This window comes from Vibrio sp. (assembly GCF_984391705.1).
The window spans coordinates 1-19,790 of record NZ_CFHWOM010000059.1; the positions used below are offsets into that span (position 1 = coordinate 1).

Sequence of the window (19,790 nt, forward strand, 5' to 3'; positions counted from 1 at the left end):
TCATCACAACCCAGCTTGGGATTGGATGATCTTCTAATTGCATTTGGCTAAAGATCGAGTTGGCGATGTTGTTGTTACCACGCCAGTCAGTCGCACGCTCAGCGTAAGTAAATTGATCCATGTAGTGACCATTTAGCTCTTTCGCTAGACGACGAGACTCGTCATAAATTTGGTCTGAACGGTCAACAAGGTGTGCTTTACCACCGTAGAACTCAATTTGTTCAATCTTTTTACGTGCAGTGGTCTTTGGCATCACGGCAATAAATGGTAAGCCTAAAAGACGAGCGAAGTAAGCTTCAGAAACTGCAGTGCTGCCTGATGATGCTTCTATTACTGTGGTCTCGGGACCAACCCAACCATTACAAATCGCGTAAAGGAAAAGCGAACGCGCTAAACGATGCTTCAACGAGCCAGTTGGATGCGTGCTTTCATCTTTTAGGTAGATGTCGATACCTTCTAATGAAGGGAGATCTAGTTTGAATAGGTGAGTATCTGCTGAGCGTTGAAAGTCGGCTTCGATTTTGCGTACAGCATTGTTGATCCAGTTGTGGTCAGTACACATAACGTGACTCCTCGAAATTTTGTAGGGTAGTTGTTTTTGTCTATAGGGATAATCTACCTATAACCCTAGAGAAAAACTTTGCTATTATTGTTCTGTTATTCATCAATGGTAGAAAAAATTTCTCTATATTAGGAAGGTGCTAGGAATGAGCTTAGATAAAATCGACAGGCAGTTACTTTCTTTCCTCCAAGAGGATGGAACCTTGTCTTTAAATGACTTGGCTGAGAGAGTGAACCTGACCACCACGCCTTGTTGGAAGCGTTTAAAAAAACTGGAAGATGAAGGTTATATCGAAAAGCGTGTGGCGCTGTTGAATGCTGAGAAACTGGATTTATCATTTATCGCGTTTGTACAACTTAAAACCAGTGATCACTCGGAAGATTGGTATCACCATTTTGTGACAACAGTAAGTGATTTTCCTGAAGTGATGGAGTTCTATCGCATGGCCGGAGAATATGACTATATGATGAAAGTACTGGTGAAGGACATGAAGTGTTTTGATGAGTTTTATAAACGGATGGTGAATAGTGTTAAAGGCTTATCGAATGTCACATCTACATTTGCAATGGAGCCAATCAAATACACAACGGCGCTTCCAATCTAAGGTCATCTATTGTTAGCGAAAAGGAGTGCTTTTACACTCCTTTTAATGCTTTGTTTTGGCTTTATTGAGTAAAGCGCATTACGCCTTCTTGCACTGCGGTGGCAACGAGGTGTCCTTCCCGATTATAAATCTCCCCACGTACCAAACCGCGCGTATTACTGGCCGTCGGGCTTTCTATCACGTAGAGCAGCCATTCATCCATTTTGAAAGGTCTATGGAACCAAATAGAGTGATCAATGGTTGCAACTTGAAATTTAGGTGTCATCAGAGAGACGCCATGAGGGTGAAGAGCGGTGACTAGGAAACCCCAATCAGACGCGTAACCCAGTAAGTACTGATGAATCAGTTGGCTATCTGGCATTTCGCCGTTAGCACGAATCCATAAGTATTGCTTTGGCTCAACTTTTTGAGGATTTAAAGGGTTCACCACAGTTACCGGGCGCATCTCAATTGGCTTTTCGCCGCAAAATGCTTTCTTTATCTTTTCTGGTAAATGATCGGCAATACGTGCCGCGAGTTCAGACTCAGATGCATAATTCTCTGGGCCTGGAATATCGGGCATTGTGTTTTGATGTTCAAACCCAGGAGCATCACCATGATAAGAAGCGGTAAGATAGAAGATAGGGCGACCATTTTGAATCGCTTTCACTCTGCGAGTGCTAAAGCTGCGGCCATCTCTAAGGTTTTCTACATCGTAGATAATCGGCTTTTCAGGGTCACCAGGATAAAGAAAGTAGCTATGAAAAGAATGCACAGTACGATCTGGATCGACAGTGTAACGAGCAGCTGAGAGCGCTTGGCCTATGACTTGCCCACCATAAACCTGGGGCAGCCCTAAGTTTTCACTTTGCCCTCTAAATAGACCTTCTTCGAGCTTCTCCAATTGCAGTAAATTAAGAAGTTCGTTCAACGGTTTGCTCATGCGTTGACCTTTTTCAATATGAATATTCTGATTATTTTAAGCGCTACGTAATTATTTAAACAGCTGTTTGAGTAAATTGTCAGCAAAATCTTGGCTCAGTTAAGAATCTGTCAACAACGATTATAGTGTAATGACAGCTAGATACTTGCTATCTATAATCTGCGTGAATTTAATAATTTAGGAGAGGCTTTCATGAAAAAAGCACTAGCATTAGTAACGTCAGTAGTATTGGGTGTGGCTCTTATGGGGTGTCAATCATCAGAGAAGGATGTAGAGCAAGCGAAAGTTGAATCAATTACTGGCACTGTTGCTTATCGTGAGCGTATCGCGCTACCTGATAACGCGTTAGTAACGGTAACACTTCAAGATATTTCTTTGGCTGATGCTCCTGCGAAAGTGATTGCTAAACACCGTTTTGAAACGAATGGAGCTCAAGTTCCTTTCGAATTTGATTTGGCTTACCACACGGCAAAAATTGAGCCTCGTCATCGTTATAGTGTGAGTGCTCGAATTGAAGTGGATGGTAAACTTCGATTTATCACAGATACTTCTTACCCAGTAATCACTGATGAAGAAAAAACTGATAACGTGAACCTACGTTTGATTGGTGTTGGTCAATAAAGCCATTTGAATCGATGGTAGCCTAAGGCTGCCATCGGTAGATTTTCAGCCGTACTTTACCGTCGTTACTCACCTCAACACCGTCTTCGATAAGCAAATTTCTTTGCCTTACTAAACCTTCTCCTTTTAGTGAGATTCTTCCTTGGCTATTGATCACTCTATACCAAGGCAGCTTACTACCACTAGGAAGGTTACCCAAAGCCTTGCCAACATGGCGCGCGTAGCCAGGATAACCTGCCATTTTTGCGATCTCACCGTAAGTTGTTACTTTTCCAGGTGGAATTTGGTGAATTACAGCAAAGATTTGCATTAAAAACTGGTCCATAATCATTTAGTCCTAGTTCAGTTTTCCATGGAATGGATAAGGAGAGGGCATGGTATTTTCTACATTTCAGTTCTTGGTAACAACTCTATTAGCCGTAGTTTGTGCTCGTGCTATCAGCTTAAGTGAAGGCGATATTCCCGTATTGGCCTTACTGATACCCGCATTATGGATTCTACCTCAAGGCGGTGTAGCGGGTTTAATTTTAATGGCCGCTATGACAACTTATGGTTTAACACTTCCTTATCAACCCATTGCGCTGTCGGTCAGTGTATGGGTACTGTTTCCCCTTCTAATGGTGGTATTTTCTAAACGTAGTAGTATCGGTGTTCTAATAACTGCAGCCTTGATTGTTGTTACTCTTCAAGTGGGAATCATGGTCACTCAAGCTTCCGGAAAACTCGGTGGAGAAGCGGTAGTGACGGCAGTACAGACGCTCGCAGTTATGGTGATCTGGTGGGCAGCGTCACATTGGGGGACGTCCAATAAGCATAGCTGGTGGGCACTAGGTTTGATTTTGCCCTTGTGGCTAGCGGACTTGTCATATGCTGCATTGGTTGCCCTGTCCGTAACCGGGATAATTGCTTCAATGGAAAGCCTTTCACGCTTGAAGACATTTAAATGGAGTAAGCTGCTGTGTTGGACTTTGCCCACAGTAGGATTTGCGGCTTTAGTTGTCTCACCTAATATTGAAGTTCCTAATCCTGTATTTGTTGTTTGGTTGTGTCTACTTGGAACCGCCTGGATGACTGACTACGTCTTGCGTAGTGCAGAAGAAGAATCAGATATATAACTAAATACAATAAATGCGAATTATATTCAGTTGGCATATGCATCTATGTATGTCAGAATTGCATATTATTTGCTCGATTTAGTGCTAAAAACTTGCCACGATAGATTCAAGTGACCGCTTCTCAGTAACTTACAAGGAGTTGTTAAGTCAGTGTGCTTACCTCTCTATCTATTTATGCAGTCGAAGCCAATACGACCAAGATTCATATTTATTCACTTAGGAACAGGCTAGGATGGCATTGCTGTGGCGTATATGGTGCATTTTGTGCTGTATGCTTTTTTCATCTTTTGTATTTGCGAGCACGAAATATAAAGTGGCTATGGAAGCCGATGATGTTGTCAGCCGCATCTTATTTGATGCGGTTTCAGACCGTTTTGGTCTTCAAGTTGAATATGTTTACTATCCTAGCTTTAACGCGATACTCGATGCTGTTGAAAATGAAGAAGCAGACTTCGCTGCCAATGTAACCTTTACACCCTCAAGAGCGTCTGTTTTTGAATTCTCTAGCCCTACCAATATTGAATATACATACCTTTATAGCTTAATAAACGCTGACTTAGAAAATGTATCTAGAGTCGGAGTACCTGCGGGTACAGTTTATGGCGAGTTAATTGCCGCGTATTACCCAGATATCATGCTGGTCGAATATAAAGGTCATGAACAAGCCAAGTCTCTCATTGAAAACCAGCAAGTAGATGGTGTAGTAGATGCGATCAATCAATTGAAGCCAATGCTTCTTGCTGGATTTGATGCTCAATTACTTAATCATCAGATCATGATTAAGCCTGTCTCTGTGATTTCGCCAAAAGGAAAGCATCGAGAGCAACTAAAAAGTATCGAAAATTACGCGCACAGCGCTCAAGTTCAAAAACTGTTGCGAGAGTCAGTAAAGCAGTATCAATTTGATCTAAGAAAGCAGGCTCTTCGTCAGTCTCTGATAGATAGCAATGTAAACTATCAAAAAGCAATGCGTGTTAAAATTGAAAGCATAGGCCAATTCGCAACCTACTTACCAGACGGCAAAATTGAAGGCATTACTGCAGATGTGGTAAATGATGCTTGCGAAATATTAATGCTTAAATGCGAAATTGTTAGTACGCAAGATGAGACATGGGAAAGTATGTTCCATGACTTGATTGATAGAAAGATAGATATTCTTTCGCCTATCGCAATCTCAGAAAGTCGCAAGAGCATGGCATACTTCTCAGTACCTTATTACTTTCCTAAAGCTATTTTAGTTAAAAGGGAAGGGTATAAAGAGAATGTTTATAGCAATGTTTCAGAACTCATTGCCGAGAGGATAGGGGTCGTGAAAGACGATTTCTATCAAGAACTCCTATCTCAAAGACTGCCCAATAAAACTCTGCATGCCTACGCTAGCGACGATGCACTATTCGATGCACTGCTAAATAATGAGATTGATTACTTGGCTGTGAGCCGAGCTAACTTCAACAAGAGATTACGAGAATCGAACGATTTATTGCCTTTAGTAGAGGAAACAATGATCGGCAGCTACTATCAATCACCAATTGCGATAGGCTTCCCTAAAAATGAATTAGGTGCTTCATTAGCTCCTTTGTTTAGTCGCGCAATTAAAATGATTGATGTTGAACGCATTATCTCTAAATACGATTATCAGCCGAATTGGAAAGCTACATTACATGCTGAGCAGGCGTTTTCGCGTAAAAGCCAAATCTTGTTCATGCTTGTGCTTGGTTTTCTTGTAGTGGTTGCTATGTATCTTCATAGTCAATCTCTGACTGACAATTTAACTCGATTGAAGAATAGACGCGCATTAAAACAGAAATATCGCAAAGGTATCGGCGGAGATGAAACCTTGATTTACTTAGATGTGAATAAGTTTAAGCAAATTAATGATACCTATGGCCATGACGTTGGTGATCAGGTGTTACGTAAAGTGGGTGAACATATCGATCGTCTCTGGCTCGGAAGTAGTTATCGTATTGGTGGCGACGAGTTTGTCTTAGCCGGTAAGGTTGAAAGAGCTCAATTGGATAACTTGAAACAGAAGTTGGTATCGATTCCTTTTCTTTCTGATGATAAAACAATTGCATTTAATGTGTCTCTCGCTTTTGGTGCTTCCTGCTCTGGACGCAGTTTTATGAGTTTGCAGGAGGTAATGCATGAAGCCGATACCGCAATGTATGAACATAAACATGCTAAAGTTAGTAGTAACGACAATCTTGAAGAACGCTCAAACGTTGTTTGTTTAAACCAATAATGGTTACTCACTAAGCAGTTGAAACAAAAACAGCATTTTTCTTTGTGAATGCGCTTGAAATGGTGGAAGGGATAGCTGATAATCCCCTCACTCCTTAGCCAAGCTAAGGAAACAAAATCTATGGAGGCCCTGGTCCTCCCGCAACAATAGCTCGTGAACTCGGTCAGGTCCGGAAGGAAGCAGCCGCAGCGAGTGACTTGTGTGCCGGGATGTGGCTGGGGTCTCCGCCCATCTGGCTCCCAGAACTTCTTCTTTTCCCAACACTTTTATTTTTGCTGGTTTAAATAACCTCCATAGCCCATTTCAGGAAATCATCTGTCTCGTTTATCTAAATCTTTGAAAGTATTGATATAGATTACGAAAACGATGGATTTCTAAAGCCATGCCGTTCATTCTCCCTATTGAAAGTGACTTTTATCACAATTCGTCTGATCAGATGAGAGCAATGTAGGTAAATGTTATCTGCTTTACATACTTAATGTTAATTTTTCCGCACAATATCTAGCATAAGATGCTACAAGCTAGTGTCTTTATAGATAAAATGGCACGTCAATCTAGGTGTGTAAAATATCTCACTCAAATATTCTAAATTTATTTGTCTTGATGGTGTTTTTTACTGATTTGTTGAAGTAATCGGAGAATTATACGATTTTTTGCTACATTTTTATGGCAAATTACTTCAATGATTGATAATGTGTGCCGCAATCTTTGTAAGGCTTTAGATTTTTGTGCTTATTTTTTGCACTAAAAAAATCTAAATCACTGTCCGTTCTAGTGAACCTGCAAAGAAGTCATGGATGCAAATGAAAAACTTGGAGTTTTAAGCATGTATAAGAACAAAATCACTCAAGCCCTTCTTTTAGGTGCAGGTCTAGCAGTGGCCGCAACCTCTACCGCAACTCTAGCAGCTGATGTTCCAGCTGGTGTTAAACTAGCAGACAAGCAAGAACTAGTTCGTGGTAACGGTACAGAAGTTGCGACAATCGACCCTCACAAATCTCAAGGTGTTCCAGAATCTCACGTTATTCGTGACATCCTTGAAGGCTTGGTGAATCAAGACGCAGACGGTAACACTATCCCAGGTGTTGCAGAGTCTTGGGAAACTACAGACAACAAAACTTTCACTTTCCACCTACGTAAAGATGCTCAATGGTCAAACGGCGACCCTGTAACAGCAGGTGATTTCGTATACTCTTTCCAACGCGCTGTAGACCCAGCAACTGCTTCTCCATATTCTTGGTACATGGAATACACCAAGATGAAGAATGCTAAAGACATCGTTGCAGGTAAGAAAGATAAAGCTGAGCTTGGTGTTAAAGCTCTTGACGATCACACACTGGTTGTTGAACTAGACACTGCGGTTCCTTACTTTGTGATGATGACTGGCCATACAACAATGAAGCCAGTTCATAAAGCGACAGTAGAGAAGTTCGGCGATCAATGGACTAAACCAGAGAACTTTGTTGGTAACGGCGCATTCGTTGTAAACAACTGGGTTGTGAACGAGCGTTTAGAGCTTAAGCGTAACGAAAAGTACTGGGATAACGCTGATACAGTTCTTAATAAAGTAACGTTCCTACCGATTGAAAACGCAGTTGCGGAAATGAACCGTTTCCTATCTGGCGAGATCGATTTCACTTCTACTTTGCCAACAGAGCATTTCAAGCGTCTGAAGAAAGAGTACCCAGAGTCAGTGTCTGTTGAAGGCAGCCTATGTACTTACTACTACTCTTTCAACACGAAGAAGAAACCATTTGATGATGTACGTGTTCGTAAAGCGATTTCTTACGCTATCGACCGTAATATCGTAACTGATGCAATTCTAGCTCAAGGTCAGAAGCCTGCTTACTTCCTAACTCCGGAAATTACAGCTAACTTCAACCCTGAACTACCTCAGTACGGTTCAATGTCTCAAAAAGACCGTAATGCAGAAGCTGCACGTCTACTAGCTGAAGCTGGCTACGGTAAAGACAACCCACTTAAGTTCACTCTTCTTTACAATACGAACGAAAACCACAAGAAAATTGCGGTAGCACTTGGTTCTATGTGGAAGAAGACTCTAGGTCTAGACGTTACTCTAGAAAACCAAGAGTGGAAAACTTACCTATCTACGAAAGATCAAGGTGACTTCGAAGTATCACGCGCTGGCTGGTGTGGTGACTACAACGAAGCGTCTTCATTCTTGACGCTAATGGTGAGCAAGAACACGACTGGTGGCCAACACTGGGGTAACAAAGATTACGATGCGCTAATCGACAAAGCACTTAACTCAACTTCAGAAGAAGAGCGTACAGCTCTTTACCTAGAAGCTGAGAAGCTAATGGCTAAAGATATGCCTATCGCACCTATCTACCAATACGTACGTTCTCGTCTACTAAACCCGCACGTTGGTGGTTTCCCATCAGCTAACGCGGAAGAGAAGATCTACTCAAAAGATCTTTACATCAAAGCTCAATAATTCTGAGCAGATAGAACTATAAAAACTAGGCTCTGCATGTGAGAAATCGCATGCAGCGCCTCTCTTCAATCTGAAATTAGTTGGATTGAGGATTTCTTTAATTTTAATGTCACAGACTGAAAGAGTGAGTTTATGCTTAAATTCATCGCTAAAAGGATATTTGAGGCGATCCCAACTATGTTGGTATTGATCACCGTATCTTTCTTTCTAATGCGCTTTGCGCCAGGTAACCCTTTCTCAACAGAGAAACCGTTACCGCCTGAAGTAATGGCTAACATCGAAGCTAAATATGGTCTAGATAAGCCTGTTTTCGAACAATACACCACTTACCTGTTCAATGTAGTTCAAGGTGACTTTGGTCCATCTTTCAAGTACCTAGATTACTCGGTAAATGAATTGATCTCTGTTGCGCTACCTGTATCGGCTAAAGTTGGTTTTATTGCGTTTATTTTCACCGTTATTATGGGGGTGACTGTAGGTACCATTGCTGCGTTGAAGCACAATACCTGGGTCGACTACACCATAATGTCCACCGCGATGATAGGTGTTGTAATGCCTTCATTCGTACTCGCGCCTGCTCTTATCTACCTATTCTCTTTACACTGGAACCTATTCCCGGCAGGTGGTTGGCATGACGGAAGCTTGAAGTATTTAGTGCTTCCAGTGATTGGCATGTCGTTACTCTATGTTGCAACTTTTGCGCGTATCACTCGTGGCTCGATGATCGAAACGCTGAACAGTAACTTTATTCGTACTGCTCGCGCGAAGGGTCTGAGCTACCGCTACATCGTTGTTAAGCATGCTCTTAAACCAGCACTTCTACCTGTTGTTTCATACATGGGCCCTGCATTCGTAGGTATCATCACAGGTTCAGTTGTTATTGAAACAATCTTCGGTCTACCAGGTATTGGTAAGTTGTTCGTAAACGCTGCCTTTAACCGTGACTACTCGCTAGTAATGGGTGTTACCATCTTGATTGGTTTCCTATTCATTCTATTCAACGCTATTGTTGATATCTTACTAGCAATGATTGACCCGAAAATTCGCTACTAACAGGGAAGTTTGGTTATGTTAACGAAAAAAGAGAATTTAGAAGCGGTCGAGAAATTTGCAGAAAACCTGGAAATTGAAGGTCGTAGTTTATGGCAAGATGCTCGTATCCGCTTTATGCGTAACAAAGCGGCAATGGTGAGCTTGTTCATTCTTGCATTGATGACTCTAGCAGTTATCTTCCTACCAATGATTGCTCCATACACGTTTGATGATACAGACTGGTATGCGATGCACGTTGGTCCAAATGCTGAGCACTGGTTTGGTACAGACAGCTTAGGTCGAGACTTATACGTTCGTACTCTGATTGGTGGTCGTATATCACTTATGGTAGGTGTAATGGGTGCATTCGTAGCGGTACTGATTGGTACCCTTTACGGTGCGGCTTCAGGTTTCATTGGCGGTAAAACTGACCGTATTATGATGCGTATTCTGGAGATTCTTTACGCTGTGCCATTCATGTTCTTAGTAATCGTTCTAGTAACATTCTTTGGTCGTAACATTGTTCTTATCTTCGTTGCAATCGGTGCGATTGCATGGCTAGACATGGCGCGTATCGTGCGTGGCCAGACACTTAGTCTACGTAGTAAAGAGTTCATTGAAGCGGCACACGTTTGTGGTGTGAGCAAGTGGAAGATCATTACTCGCCATATTGTTCCAAACGTACTAGGTATTGTTGCGGTTTACTCAACGCTTCTAATTCCAAGCATGATTCTTACTGAGTCATTCCTATCATTCCTTGGTCTTGGTGTTCAGGAGCCAATGACAAGTTGGGGCGCACTTCTTCAAGAAGGTTCGCAAACAATGGAAGTAGCAATCTGGCAGCTGGCATTCCCTGCAGCGTTCATGGTTGTGACACTATTCTGCTTCAACTATGTTGGTGACGGCCTGCGCGATGCGCTGGATCCAAAAGACAGATAATTAAAAAGCAATAAATTACAAAATCTATAAAAAAGATTAAGGAAGCAATGATGAGCTTATTAGATGTCAAAGATCTGCGAGTCGAATTTACCACGCAAGATGGTATCGTAACCGCAGTAAACGATTTAAACTTTTCTCTGAACCAGGGCGAGACACTAGGTATCGTAGGTGAATCTGGTTCAGGTAAGTCACAGACTGTATTTGCTATCATGGGGCTACTGGCTAAGAACGGTATCATCTCAGGTAGTGCAAAGTTTGAAGGTAATGAAATTCTTAACCTTCCAGAAAGTGCATTAAACAAAGTACGTGCTGAGCAGATCGCTATGATCTTCCAAGACCCAATGACTTCACTAAACCCTTACATGAAGGTTAGTGACCAGTTGATGGAAGTTTTAATGCTACACAAAGGCATGGGGAAAGCAGAAGCGTTCGAAGAGTCTGTTCGTATGCTCGAAGCTGTAAAAATCCCAGAAGCTCGTAAGCGTATTACCATGTACCCACACGAGTTCTCTGGCGGTATGCGTCAGCGCGTAATGATCGCTATGGCACTGTTATGTCGTCCTAAACTACTCATTGCTGATGAACCAACAACAGCGTTGGATGTAACAGTTCAAGCACAGATCATGGAACTGCTGAACGAGCTAAAGAGCGAGTTCAACACTGCAATCATCATGATCACTCACGACCTTGGTGTTGTGGCGGGTTCATGTGACAAAGTACTCGTTATGTATGCTGGTCGTACAATGGAGTACGGTACGGTTGATGAAATTTTCTACAACCCAAGCCACCCTTATGCAGAAGGTCTATTGAAAGCGATCCCTCGTCTAGATACTGAAGGTGAGATTCTTCCTACAATTCCAGGTAACCCGCCTAACTTGCTTCGTCTTCCACAAGGCTGCCCTTATCAAGAACGCTGCCACCGTGTGATGGACCGTTGTAAGCAAGAAGCACCAATCTTGACGCCATTCGGTGATGGCCGTCAGCGTGCATGTTTTTCAGAGTGGGAGGCTTGGAAAAAATGAGTATCGATAAGAACCTAATTCTAGATGTTAAAGATCTTAAAGTTCACTTCAGTATTGCAGCGAAATCTGCGTGGCCGTGGACCAAGCCTTCAAACCTGAAAGCTGTAGATGGTGTTAACGTACGCCTTTATGAAGGTGAAACGCTGGGTGTAGTAGGTGAGTCTGGCTGTGGTAAATCGACGTTTGCCCGTGCAATCATCGGATTAGTTGAAGCAACTGACGGTGACGTAATGTGGTTAGGTCAAGACCTAACTAAGATGCAAGAAGTTCAGCGCCGTGAAACGCGTAAAGAAATTCAGATGATTTTCCAGGATCCTCTTGCATCACTGAACCCGCGTATGACTGTAGGTGATATCATCGCTGAGCCTCTAGAAACCTTCTATCCAGAGCTTTCTAAAGAAGAAGTGAAAGATCGCGTTAAAGAGATGATGGCGAAAGTAGGCCTACTTCCAAATGTAATCAACCGCTATCCACACGAGTTCTCGGGTGGTCAGTGTCAACGTATCGGTATCGCACGTGCACTGATTCTTAAGCCTAAGATGATCATCTGTGATGAGCCAGTATCAGCACTTGACGTATCAATCCAGGCTCAGGTTGTAAACCTATTGAAAGAGTTGCAAAAAGAACTAGGTTTATCTCTAGTGTTTATTGCTCATGACTTGTCAGTAGTGAAACACATCTCTGATCGAGTTCTGGTTATGTACTTGGGTAATGCGGTAGAGCTAGGCGAAGCGGAAGCATTGTTTGCCGATCCAAAACACCCATACACACGTGCATTGATGTCTGCGGTTCCAATTCCAGACCCAGAACTTGAGCGTAAAAAGCATATCGAGATGCTAGAAGGTGACTTACCATCACCAATCAACCCACCGTCAGGTTGTGTTTTCCGTACTCGTTGTCCTAAAGCGACAGAAGCATGTGCGCAAACAAAACCAACCATCGAAGGTAGTGACGTTCACGCAGTGTCTTGTCTACATGTTAGTGTGTAAGTAATTCAGCCTGTGACGGGCTTAAGCGCGGCATCTTTCGGGAGTCGCGCTTTTTTTGTCTCCAATTTTGGTTGCCATTAACTTCAGATCAGACGTAAGAGATAGTATTTGTTTAAAGTGATATAGTAATAGGAGTAGTAATTAAGAGTTGTACCCATGCCTTCACTCGATGATCAAGCTTTTGAACCAAGTTACGGTAGAGTAACTAAAGAGCTTCAAAGTGTTATATCCCTCATTAAATCAGATCAGAAAATTTACCTGTTAATTGCCCTTATCGTCTGCGTTACGACTGCATTTTCGTACGCTAACGGTTATTCGAATAAAATTCAGCTTTTCGCTTATATGTACGCTATGCAGTGGGTAGTCTTACTATCGATTGGTTTTATGATGGTGGGTTATCTAATACTACTGATAGTAAGACTGGAAAAGCGACCTTTGCGATGCTACTGGAATAAACTGGTGGTTGTATGGTCATACCGAGCGCATATTATCAGTGCTTTTATACTGTTAACTGCAATTAGTGCATTTATTTCCAGCTTCTCAACCATGAAGAGCTTGATACCAATAGTAAACCCCTTTGAATACGATCAACTTTTTCATGAACTTGATTTAATTGTATTCGGAGGTGTTGAGCCATGGCGCTTAGCTTTCGCATTTTTTGATTCACCATTAATAACTATGACGATCAACATATTGTATAAAGTCTGGTTTTTGCTTATTTGGGGAGTGCTTAGCTACTTTCTACTTGCTGTGAATGCTAAGGCTCGTCAGCAGTACCTAATTAGTTGGACTTTATGTTGGTTTTTATTGGGTTCAGTTTTAGCAATGGTGTTCTCTTCTGCGGGGCCTGCATTTGTTGAAAGGTTAGATGGGAGCGATACGACTTATACCGAACTGATGGCGCTTTTGGCGAGCCACAATGAATGGCTATTAGATCGTGATTGGCTCGGTGTATGGGCTTTAGGCACGCAAGATAATCTGTGGGAAGCATATGATAGCGGAAAAGAAATGCTAGGAAGTGGAATCTCTGCAATGCCAAGCATGCATGTTTCGATGGCTGTGCTAATGGCACTCGGGTGCTGGAGTATAAATAAATGGCTTGGAGTGTTTATGTGGGTATTTGCAGCCACCATATTCATAGGCTCCTTTACATTGGGTTGGCACTACGCAGTTGATGGATTGGTCAGCTTCCCGCTAACATGGATGATTTGGTACTTAGTCGGTAAGTTTCTTAATCGGTAAAACACCACCTTCAAAAAATTCGAACAACTAAGCCAACTCCATCTAGTTTCTTGGGAGTTGGCTTTTTTTATACTTAGATTATAAGAGTTAACGACAAGGTGGATGACATGGGTAAGTTAGTTGAAGGTGTATGGCATGATGTTTGGTATGACACTAAATCAAGCGATGGAAAATTTGTTCGGGAAGATGCAGGTTTCCGTAACTGGATTGAGGATACGCCAGAAGCAAAGTTCAAACCTGAGCCTGGTCGCTATCACTTGTATGTTTCGCTAGCTTGTCCATGGGCTCATCGCACACTAATTTTTCGCAAACTCAAAAACCTTGAAGAACATATTGATGTGACTGTTGTTTGCCCTGATATGATGTCAGAAGGTTGGCAAATGGGGTTACCTGAGCCTTTGTTTGGTCATACTCGCCTGCATCAAATCTACACTGAGGCAAAACCGGATTATACAGGTCGCGTGACGGTACCGGTTTTATGGGATAAAAAGCACAACACGATTGTGAGTAATGAATCTTCTGAAATCATTCGTATGTTTAACTCCGCGTTTGATGCACTTACAGGCAACGAGATCGATTACTACCCAGATGCTCTTAAAGAAACAATCGATGAGTGGAATGACTATGTCTATCCAAACGTAAATAATGGCGTTTACCGATGTGGTTTTGCGACTTCGCAAAGTGCTTATGAAGAAGCATACAATCAGTTGTTCGAATCATTAGATCGGCTTGATGCTCACCTGGCCGAGCGTCGTTATTTAGCTGGGGAGCAGATAACCGAGGCTGACTGGCGCTTATTCACAACTTTGATTCGCTTCGACGCAGTTTATGTAGGCCATTTTAAATGTAACAAAAAGCGGATAGCGGATTATCAGCACTTAAATGGTTATATGAAAGAGTTGTATCAGATCCCTGGCATTAAAGAAACGACGGACTTCTATCATATCAAGCGTCATTACTATTACAGCCATACTGGCATTAACCCAACACAAGTTGTGCCTAAAGGTCCTGAATTGGATCTAGAATCCTCACACGGTCGCGAAGCTATTGGTGTCCGTTGATACAACTATCTGGTTTCTGCCCTGTGCTTTCGCTTGGTACAGGGCGATATCAGTTTTAGCCATCGTTTCATCGATTAAGATTCTATTGTCTGCAACCATAAGAGCTTTCAACCCTCCGCTGAAGCTGACATGAATCTTTTGGTGGTTAAACTCAATCTCTTGCTGACTGACGGCTAGGCGCAAAGATTCGCTTATCTCCAAAGCTTGCCTTTCATCTTGGGCTGCGATCAATACGCAAAACTCTTCTCCCCCAACTCGGTACAAATACTCGATATTGGATTGCTTAAGAATCGCTGCACTTACATTTTTTAGTACCGCATCGCCACATGCATGACCATAGTTATCGTTGACCTGCTTGAAGTGATCAAGGTCGATATGGAGCAAATAATGATGGGTGAGAAACTCATAATGGTGAGCAAAATCATTTTCCATGCAAAGACGATTACGGGCTCCAGTTAATGGATCGAGTAAGGCAGCATTATTTAGCTTTTGCTGGTTCTTTTCTCTAACATCCTCATGAACAAAAGCGATTGACCAAATTAAGATATAAGGAATCGCAAAGTTAAACGTCGTGTGGGCAGTCGAATGCACAATGGGAGGGTAAGATAAAAATATCGAAATAGTAATGACGAAGAAGATGAATGTGACCGCAGAGCCTACATATCGATTAAGGAGTATGTGAAAAACAGGTGGCATACAGAACGTCCAAAACACCAATATCGTGTAACCCTTAGCCGTAGCCAAACTGTAAATGAGAATAAAGCTGAGGCCAAAAATCAGTAAGATTGAATACCAAGGCTTGTATCGCCCCAGTTGAATTTGAAGGTAGATGAAAAGGCAGAGCAGGGTATAGGCGAAATCGATAAAACCAAATTTTGGCACATCCCAAATAAAAAAATTAACGATCGTGAAACCAGCACCTGTAACGGCAAGAAATAGGCTTGTGATCTTTAGGACGCTTTTTTCAACGGTATCGGTCGTGGATAAGAGCTTTAGTGCCATTTCAAATCCTTTCTTTACATGAACTTAAAGTGTAGCAATAAGCACAGAAAAGTTGGTGATACCACCGAATTCCAACGAGAAGGCCTGTAGGGCTATGGATGATGTCTGTCAAAGAGGAAGCCTACTAATTGAACGGTGGTAAGTTTCCTGACGTGAAACTGAACAGAAGGCATCTATTGGTTTCGTTTTTGTGACCGGGCGCTAAAATCTCTGGCTGATTTTCAATATTGAGAAGTATGCCATGCCTGAGTCATTAAACAGCTTCATTGAAACCTTGCTGTCTCGAATGAGAAAAGAAGCGTCACCGATATTACAGAATGTCAAAAGTGATGGTGTTATCTATCTACTTATAGGTGTGATAGCGTTATCGGTTACGCTATTTTCCACTCTTAGTGGCTATGGCAATCGCATATCACTCTTTGCTTACATGTACGCAATGCCTGCGGTTGTTATGGTCACCGTTGCTGTTGTCGCGGTAGGTTATTTCTTTGTATTGGCAGCGCGTCGAGAACTAAGACCACTCCTATGTTATTGGCACAAAATACAAGGCATGTTTGCATCGAGAGCCCGGATTGTTTCGGGCTTTATTTTGCTTACGGGGCTTAGCGTTTTTATCTCGAGCTTTTCCACCATGAAAGGTTTGATACCTCTGATTCATCCGTTTGAATATGACCGCGTATTTCATGACATTGATTTTTGGTTAGCTGGTGGTCATGAACCTTGGCTTATCGTACATTCCATTTTGTCCTCACCTTATTTCACGTTAGTCATCAACTACAGCTACAAAATATGGTTCTTTTTACTTTGGGGGATATTGAGCTACTTCATACTAGCGAAGTCGTCATTTGAACGAACTCGATACCTGATCAGTTGGATCCTGTGTTGGACGGTTTTGGGAATGGTCGTGGCTATGGCGCTTTCCAGTGCAGGGCCTGCTTTTACCATGAAATTGGATCCAAATAATCGTGATTATGTCGAGCTGATGAGTTTGTTGAATCAGCAGGATATCTGGCTTGAGACGCATAATCTAACGAGTGTCATGGCTCTCAAAACGCAAGATGATTTATGGCAAGCCTACTCAGTAGGGAAGGAGATGCTAGGCAGTGGAATTTCTGCGATGCCGAGTATGCATGTTTCCATGGCTGTTTTGATGATGCTAGCGATGAGTCAAATCAATAAAGCATTAGGTGCAATTTTTGGTTTGTTCGCCTGCATCATATTTATCGGGTCCTTTTTCCTAGGTTGGCACTACATGATTGATGGACTAGTGAGTGGCGTTTTGACTGCTTTGATATGGCATTTTTCAGGGCGAATCAGTGCCGCAGTTGTGAGGAGTCAAGCTTAAATCTGGTACTCGTTGCGTTAACTCACACTGACTCTATTTCTTCCTTCACGCTTAGAACGGTATAGAGCCTGGTCGGCAAGATATAGATTTAAGGGCATCTCATAGTAGTGATGTTTCGGCAGCGTAAATTACGTTTCTCCCCGAGGCTTTAGCTCTGTAAAGCGCTCTATCAGTGCTTTTTAGGGCTAAGTCGAGATCCTCGTGTTTGCATTCGTTTGGTAGCGCAATGAGTCCACCACTTATTGTGACACGAATGTCAGGCTCAAAAACTAAGCTCTCGATGCTCTCTCTTAAAGTCTCGCTCATCTGTTTGGCCTCTGTCATATCATTTGCACAGAAAATCACACAGAACTCTTCACCACCGATTCGATATATCCGGCTGTTTGTTAGCGTGGACTGGACTCGATGGACAATGGTTTTGAGCACTTCATCACCGACACTGTGGCCGTATGTGTCATTTATCTTTTTAAACCAATCTAAATCGAAGTGAAGTAGATGGCTAACAGCGCAGCAATGAAGCTTTGAGGATGTGTCTTGGTGTAATGCTAAACGGTTGAACGCACCTGTCAGAGAATCAGTCCTCGCCAATTGTTCGAGCCGTTTTTGAACTCCAACTCTGACTATTTCATGATTATAAGCTATGGCCCAAATCATGGTGTAAGGGATAGCAAAGTTAACGAAGGAAAACGGGTAGACATCGCCATTAAACAAGCCAGGGAAGTAAATGATTGAGGTAGCAATGAGCATTGCAAATGTGGCGACTGAGCCAATTACTCTATTGAACATCAGTTGATAAAGCGGTGGTAAAACATAAACCCACATTACAATCGCTGAACTAGGCTTAGTATGATAGAAACCGTAAAGGAGCCCTACAGTTATTAGGGATGCGACGAATGCAGGTTGCCAGGTCAGACTTTGATAGTTTCTAACTTTGTAATAGATCTGAAAGAAGGTCATTGAGATGACTAACTCAATCGCACCTAAAATATAATTGTACGTCAGGAACATGTTAATTGATGTTACGACAAGTACGAATAGCCCAAGAAGGATACTGACATTTTTCAGAACATTATCGCGAATAGTCGATGTGTTGATGAATTCGGTTGTCATATTTCTCCTCTCGAAAGCCTATAGCTTACTTATTGGTGTGGTGTTCTGTATTTTGGCATAAAAAAAGCCCATACATCAATATGGGCTTTTAGATAAGTATAGCTTTACAATTAAGTGAAACTAGTCACAAATATTAGTTAACTACTTTCTCTTGCGCTTGTGCAGCTTGATCCGCCTGAATCGCTGTTAGAGCAACTGTGTACACGATGTCGTCGACTAGAGCGCCGCGAGACAGGTCGTTTACAGGCTTACGCATGCCTTGAAGCATTGGACCGATAGATACTAGGTCAGCTGAACGTTGTACTGCTTTGTAAGTCGTGTTACCAGTGTTTAGGTCTGGGAATACGAATACAGTCGCTTTACCTGCTACTGGAGAGTTTGGTGCTTTAGAAGCAGCAACGTTTTCCATGATAGCCGCGTCGTACTGTAGAGGACCGTCGATCACTAGATCAGGACGTTTCTCTTGAGCAAGTTTCGTTGCTTCACGTACTTTATCTACGTCTGCACCCTTACCAGATTCACCAGTAGAGTAAGAGATCATAGCAACGCGTGGTTCGATACCGAATGCAGCAGCAGAATCTGCAGATTGGATAGCGATTTCAGCTAGCTGTTCAGCCGTTGGATCAGGGTTGATCGCACAGTCACCGTAAACCAATACTTGGTCAGGCAGTAGCATGAAGAATACAGAAGATACGATAGACGCATCAGGTGCAGTCTTGATGATTTGGAACGGAGGAACGATAGTGTTCGCAGTCGTGTGAACAGCACCAGAAACTAGGCCGTCAACTTCGTCGTTCTCAAGCATCATTGTGCCAAGGAATACTGAATCTTGTAGCTTCTCGCGAGCAACAACTTCAGTCATACCTTTCGCGCCGCGTAGTTCAACTAGGCGAGCAACATAGTTTTCACGAACTTCATCAGAGTTGATGATCGTTACGCCAGCACCTAGTTCAACACCTTGCTGCGCTGCAACACGTTTGATCTCTTCTGGGTTACCTAGAAGCACACATTCAGCGATACCACGCTCAGCACAGATAGCCGCAGCTTTAACTGTACGAGGTTCGTCACCTTCAGGAAGAACGATACGCTTACCTGCTTTACGAGCGAACTCAGTTAGCTGGTAACGGAATGCTGGTGGGCTTAGGCGACGAGACTTCTGAGTACCCTCAGTCATAGACTCGATCCAGTTGCCATCGATGTTGCCAGCAACGTGTTCATTGATGAACTCAATACGCTCTTTATCGTCTGCAGGTACTTCGATAGAGAAGCTCTGTAGGTTTAGAGACGTCTGCCAAGTGTTACCTTGCGCTTTGAAGATCGGTAGACCTGAGTCGAATGCAGGCTTACATAGGCCTACAATCTCTTCTGGAATGTCGTAACCACCAGTAAGAAGAATTGCACCGATTTCAACACCGTTCATAGCTGCTAGAGCTGCTGCAACGATTACGTCGGGACGGTCTGCTGAAGTCACAAGTAGAGAGCCTGGTTTGAAGTGCTCAATCATGTTTGGCAGAGAACGTGCAC

18 protein-coding genes and 1 other RNA gene are annotated in these 19,790 nt (G+C 42.6%); 13 read left to right on the forward strand and 6 right to left on the reverse strand.

Features of this window, described 5'->3' with window-relative positions:
• Positions 1 to 562: pyridoxal-phosphate dependent enzyme (locus tag AC4MRV_RS18790; protein WP_491188842.1), on the reverse strand; the 562-nt coding region annotated here is incomplete at its 3' end.
• A 145-nt stretch (positions 563 to 707) separates the two neighbouring features.
• On the opposite strand from AC4MRV_RS18790, the gene AC4MRV_RS18795 reads away from it, so the two are divergent.
• A complete protein-coding gene (locus AC4MRV_RS18795) occupies positions 708 to 1,166 on the forward strand; it encodes an Lrp/AsnC family transcriptional regulator (RefSeq protein WP_491188843.1) in 459 nt (152 codons plus the stop codon).
• 61 nt (positions 1,167 to 1,227) lie between these two features.
• On the opposite strand, the gene tesB is transcribed toward AC4MRV_RS18795, so the two are convergent.
• Complete coding sequence (tesB, locus tag AC4MRV_RS18800; protein ID WP_491188844.1) at positions 1,228 to 2,088, reverse strand: acyl-CoA thioesterase II; 861 nt, start codon at positions 2,086 to 2,088, stop codon at positions 1,228 to 1,230.
• Between the two features lie 192 nt (positions 2,089 to 2,280).
• Between tesB and AC4MRV_RS18805 the strand changes: the two genes are divergently transcribed.
• The gene (locus tag AC4MRV_RS18805) at positions 2,281 to 2,709 is read left to right on the forward strand and encodes a YbaY family lipoprotein (protein WP_491188845.1); all 429 of its coding nucleotides are present in this window, start codon (positions 2,281 to 2,283) and stop codon (positions 2,707 to 2,709) included.
• A gap of 22 nt (positions 2,710 to 2,731) precedes the next feature.
• On the opposite strand, the gene AC4MRV_RS18810 is transcribed toward AC4MRV_RS18805, so the two are convergent.
• Positions 2,732 to 3,034, reverse strand: a complete 303-nt coding sequence (locus tag AC4MRV_RS18810) for an MGMT family protein (protein WP_491188846.1) — start codon at positions 3,032 to 3,034, stop codon at positions 2,732 to 2,734.
• Positions 3,035 to 3,083: 49 nt separating this feature from the next.
• Between AC4MRV_RS18810 and AC4MRV_RS18815 the strand changes: the two genes are divergently transcribed.
• The 10 genes from AC4MRV_RS18815 (at position 3,084) to AC4MRV_RS18860 (ending at position 14,809) form a co-directional block, all read left to right on the forward strand.
• Positions 3,084 to 3,824 (forward strand): VP0952 family biofilm-associated protein, encoded by a 741-nt coding sequence (locus tag AC4MRV_RS18815; RefSeq protein WP_491188847.1) that lies wholly within the window; start codon positions 3,084 to 3,086, stop codon positions 3,822 to 3,824.
• Between the two features lie 232 nt (positions 3,825 to 4,056).
• A complete protein-coding gene (locus AC4MRV_RS18820) occupies positions 4,057 to 6,066 on the forward strand; it encodes a transporter substrate-binding domain-containing diguanylate cyclase (protein ID WP_491188848.1) in 2,010 nt (669 codons plus the stop codon).
• Positions 6,067 to 6,193: 127 nt separating this feature from the next.
• Positions 6,194 to 6,290: signal recognition particle sRNA small type (ffs, locus tag AC4MRV_RS18825), an RNA gene on the forward strand.
• A 602-nt stretch (positions 6,291 to 6,892) separates the two neighbouring features.
• Complete coding sequence (locus AC4MRV_RS18830) at positions 6,893 to 8,524, forward strand: ABC transporter substrate-binding protein (protein ID WP_491188849.1); 1,632 nt, start codon at positions 6,893 to 6,895, stop codon at positions 8,522 to 8,524.
• A 132-nt stretch (positions 8,525 to 8,656) separates the two neighbouring features.
• Entirely contained in the window at positions 8,657 to 9,577 is a 921-nt protein-coding gene (oppB, locus tag AC4MRV_RS18835; protein WP_491188850.1) for an oligopeptide ABC transporter permease OppB, read from the forward strand.
• A gap of 15 nt (positions 9,578 to 9,592) precedes the next feature.
• Positions 9,593 to 10,495, forward strand: a complete 903-nt coding sequence (gene oppC, locus AC4MRV_RS18840; protein WP_491188851.1) for an oligopeptide ABC transporter permease OppC — start codon at positions 9,593 to 9,595, stop codon at positions 10,493 to 10,495.
• 50 nt (positions 10,496 to 10,545) lie between these two features.
• Positions 10,546 to 11,517, forward strand: coding sequence for an ABC transporter ATP-binding protein (locus AC4MRV_RS18845; RefSeq protein WP_491188852.1), 972 nt, complete (start codon positions 10,546 to 10,548; stop codon positions 11,515 to 11,517).
• The gene (gene oppF, locus AC4MRV_RS18850) at positions 11,514 to 12,506 is read left to right on the forward strand and encodes a murein tripeptide/oligopeptide ABC transporter ATP binding protein OppF (RefSeq protein WP_491188853.1); all 993 of its coding nucleotides are present in this window, start codon (positions 11,514 to 11,516) and stop codon (positions 12,504 to 12,506) included. The genes AC4MRV_RS18845 and oppF overlap by 4 nt, the downstream gene beginning before the upstream one ends.
• 156 nt (positions 12,507 to 12,662) lie before the next feature.
• On the forward strand, positions 12,663 to 13,748 hold the full coding sequence (locus AC4MRV_RS18855; RefSeq protein ID WP_491188854.1) for a phosphatase PAP2 family protein: 1,086 nt from the start codon (positions 12,663 to 12,665) through the stop codon (positions 13,746 to 13,748).
• Between the two features lie 107 nt (positions 13,749 to 13,855).
• Positions 13,856 to 14,809 (forward strand): glutathione S-transferase family protein, encoded by a 954-nt coding sequence (locus tag AC4MRV_RS18860; protein ID WP_491188855.1) that lies wholly within the window; start codon positions 13,856 to 13,858, stop codon positions 14,807 to 14,809.
• Here the strand turns inward: AC4MRV_RS18860 and AC4MRV_RS18865 are convergent.
• Complete coding sequence (locus tag AC4MRV_RS18865; RefSeq protein WP_491188856.1) at positions 14,777 to 15,811, reverse strand: GGDEF domain-containing protein; 1,035 nt, start codon at positions 15,809 to 15,811, stop codon at positions 14,777 to 14,779. The genes AC4MRV_RS18860 and AC4MRV_RS18865 overlap by 33 nt on opposite strands.
• 241 nt (positions 15,812 to 16,052) lie before the next feature.
• Between AC4MRV_RS18865 and AC4MRV_RS18870 the strand changes: the two genes are divergently transcribed.
• Positions 16,053 to 17,156, forward strand: a complete 1,104-nt coding sequence (locus AC4MRV_RS18870) for a phosphatase PAP2 family protein (RefSeq protein WP_491188857.1) — start codon at positions 16,053 to 16,055, stop codon at positions 17,154 to 17,156.
• Positions 17,157 to 17,255: 99 nt separating this feature from the next.
• On the opposite strand, the gene AC4MRV_RS18875 is transcribed toward AC4MRV_RS18870, so the two are convergent.
• Together AC4MRV_RS18875 and pta are read right to left on the reverse strand one after the other, a co-directional pair.
• Positions 17,256 to 18,266, reverse strand: coding sequence for a GGDEF domain-containing protein (locus tag AC4MRV_RS18875; protein WP_491188858.1), 1,011 nt, complete (start codon positions 18,264 to 18,266; stop codon positions 17,256 to 17,258).
• Between the two features lie 133 nt (positions 18,267 to 18,399).
• Positions 18,400 to 19,790: phosphate acetyltransferase (pta, locus tag AC4MRV_RS18880; protein ID WP_491188859.1), on the reverse strand; the 1,391-nt coding region annotated here is incomplete at its 5' end.

What these genes read in the sequence shown, in the direction of transcription:
- AC4MRV_RS18795 (WP_491188843.1), top strand. Translation starts at nt 708, where the DNA reads ATGAGCTTAGATAAAATCGACAGGCAGTTACTTTCTTTCCTCCAAGAG.
- tesB (WP_491188844.1), bottom strand. Translation starts at nt 2,088, where the DNA reads ATGAGCAAACCGTTGAACGAACTTCTTAATTTACTGCAATTGGAGAAG.
- AC4MRV_RS18805 (WP_491188845.1), top strand. Translation starts at nt 2,281, where the DNA reads ATGAAAAAAGCACTAGCATTAGTAACGTCAGTAGTATTGGGTGTGGCT.
- AC4MRV_RS18810 (WP_491188846.1), bottom strand. Translation starts at nt 3,034, where the DNA reads ATGGACCAGTTTTTAATGCAAATCTTTGCTGTAATTCACCAAATTCCA.
- AC4MRV_RS18815 (WP_491188847.1), top strand. Translation starts at nt 3,084, where the DNA reads ATGGTATTTTCTACATTTCAGTTCTTGGTAACAACTCTATTAGCCGTA.
- AC4MRV_RS18820 (WP_491188848.1), top strand. Translation starts at nt 4,057, where the DNA reads ATGGCATTGCTGTGGCGTATATGGTGCATTTTGTGCTGTATGCTTTTT.
- AC4MRV_RS18830 (WP_491188849.1), top strand. Translation starts at nt 6,893, where the DNA reads ATGTATAAGAACAAAATCACTCAAGCCCTTCTTTTAGGTGCAGGTCTA.
- oppB (WP_491188850.1), top strand. Translation starts at nt 8,657, where the DNA reads ATGCTTAAATTCATCGCTAAAAGGATATTTGAGGCGATCCCAACTATG.
- oppC (WP_491188851.1), top strand. Translation starts at nt 9,593, where the DNA reads ATGTTAACGAAAAAAGAGAATTTAGAAGCGGTCGAGAAATTTGCAGAA.
- AC4MRV_RS18845 (WP_491188852.1), top strand. Translation starts at nt 10,546, where the DNA reads ATGAGCTTATTAGATGTCAAAGATCTGCGAGTCGAATTTACCACGCAA.
- oppF (WP_491188853.1), top strand. Translation starts at nt 11,514, where the DNA reads ATGAGTATCGATAAGAACCTAATTCTAGATGTTAAAGATCTTAAAGTT.
- AC4MRV_RS18855 (WP_491188854.1), top strand. Translation starts at nt 12,663, where the DNA reads ATGCCTTCACTCGATGATCAAGCTTTTGAACCAAGTTACGGTAGAGTA.
- AC4MRV_RS18860 (WP_491188855.1), top strand. Translation starts at nt 13,856, where the DNA reads ATGGGTAAGTTAGTTGAAGGTGTATGGCATGATGTTTGGTATGACACT.
- AC4MRV_RS18865 (WP_491188856.1), bottom strand. Translation starts at nt 15,811, where the DNA reads ATGGCACTAAAGCTCTTATCCACGACCGATACCGTTGAAAAAAGCGTC.
- AC4MRV_RS18870 (WP_491188857.1), top strand. Translation starts at nt 16,053, where the DNA reads ATGCCTGAGTCATTAAACAGCTTCATTGAAACCTTGCTGTCTCGAATG.
- AC4MRV_RS18875 (WP_491188858.1), bottom strand. Translation starts at nt 18,266, where the DNA reads ATGACAACCGAATTCATCAACACATCGACTATTCGCGATAATGTTCTG.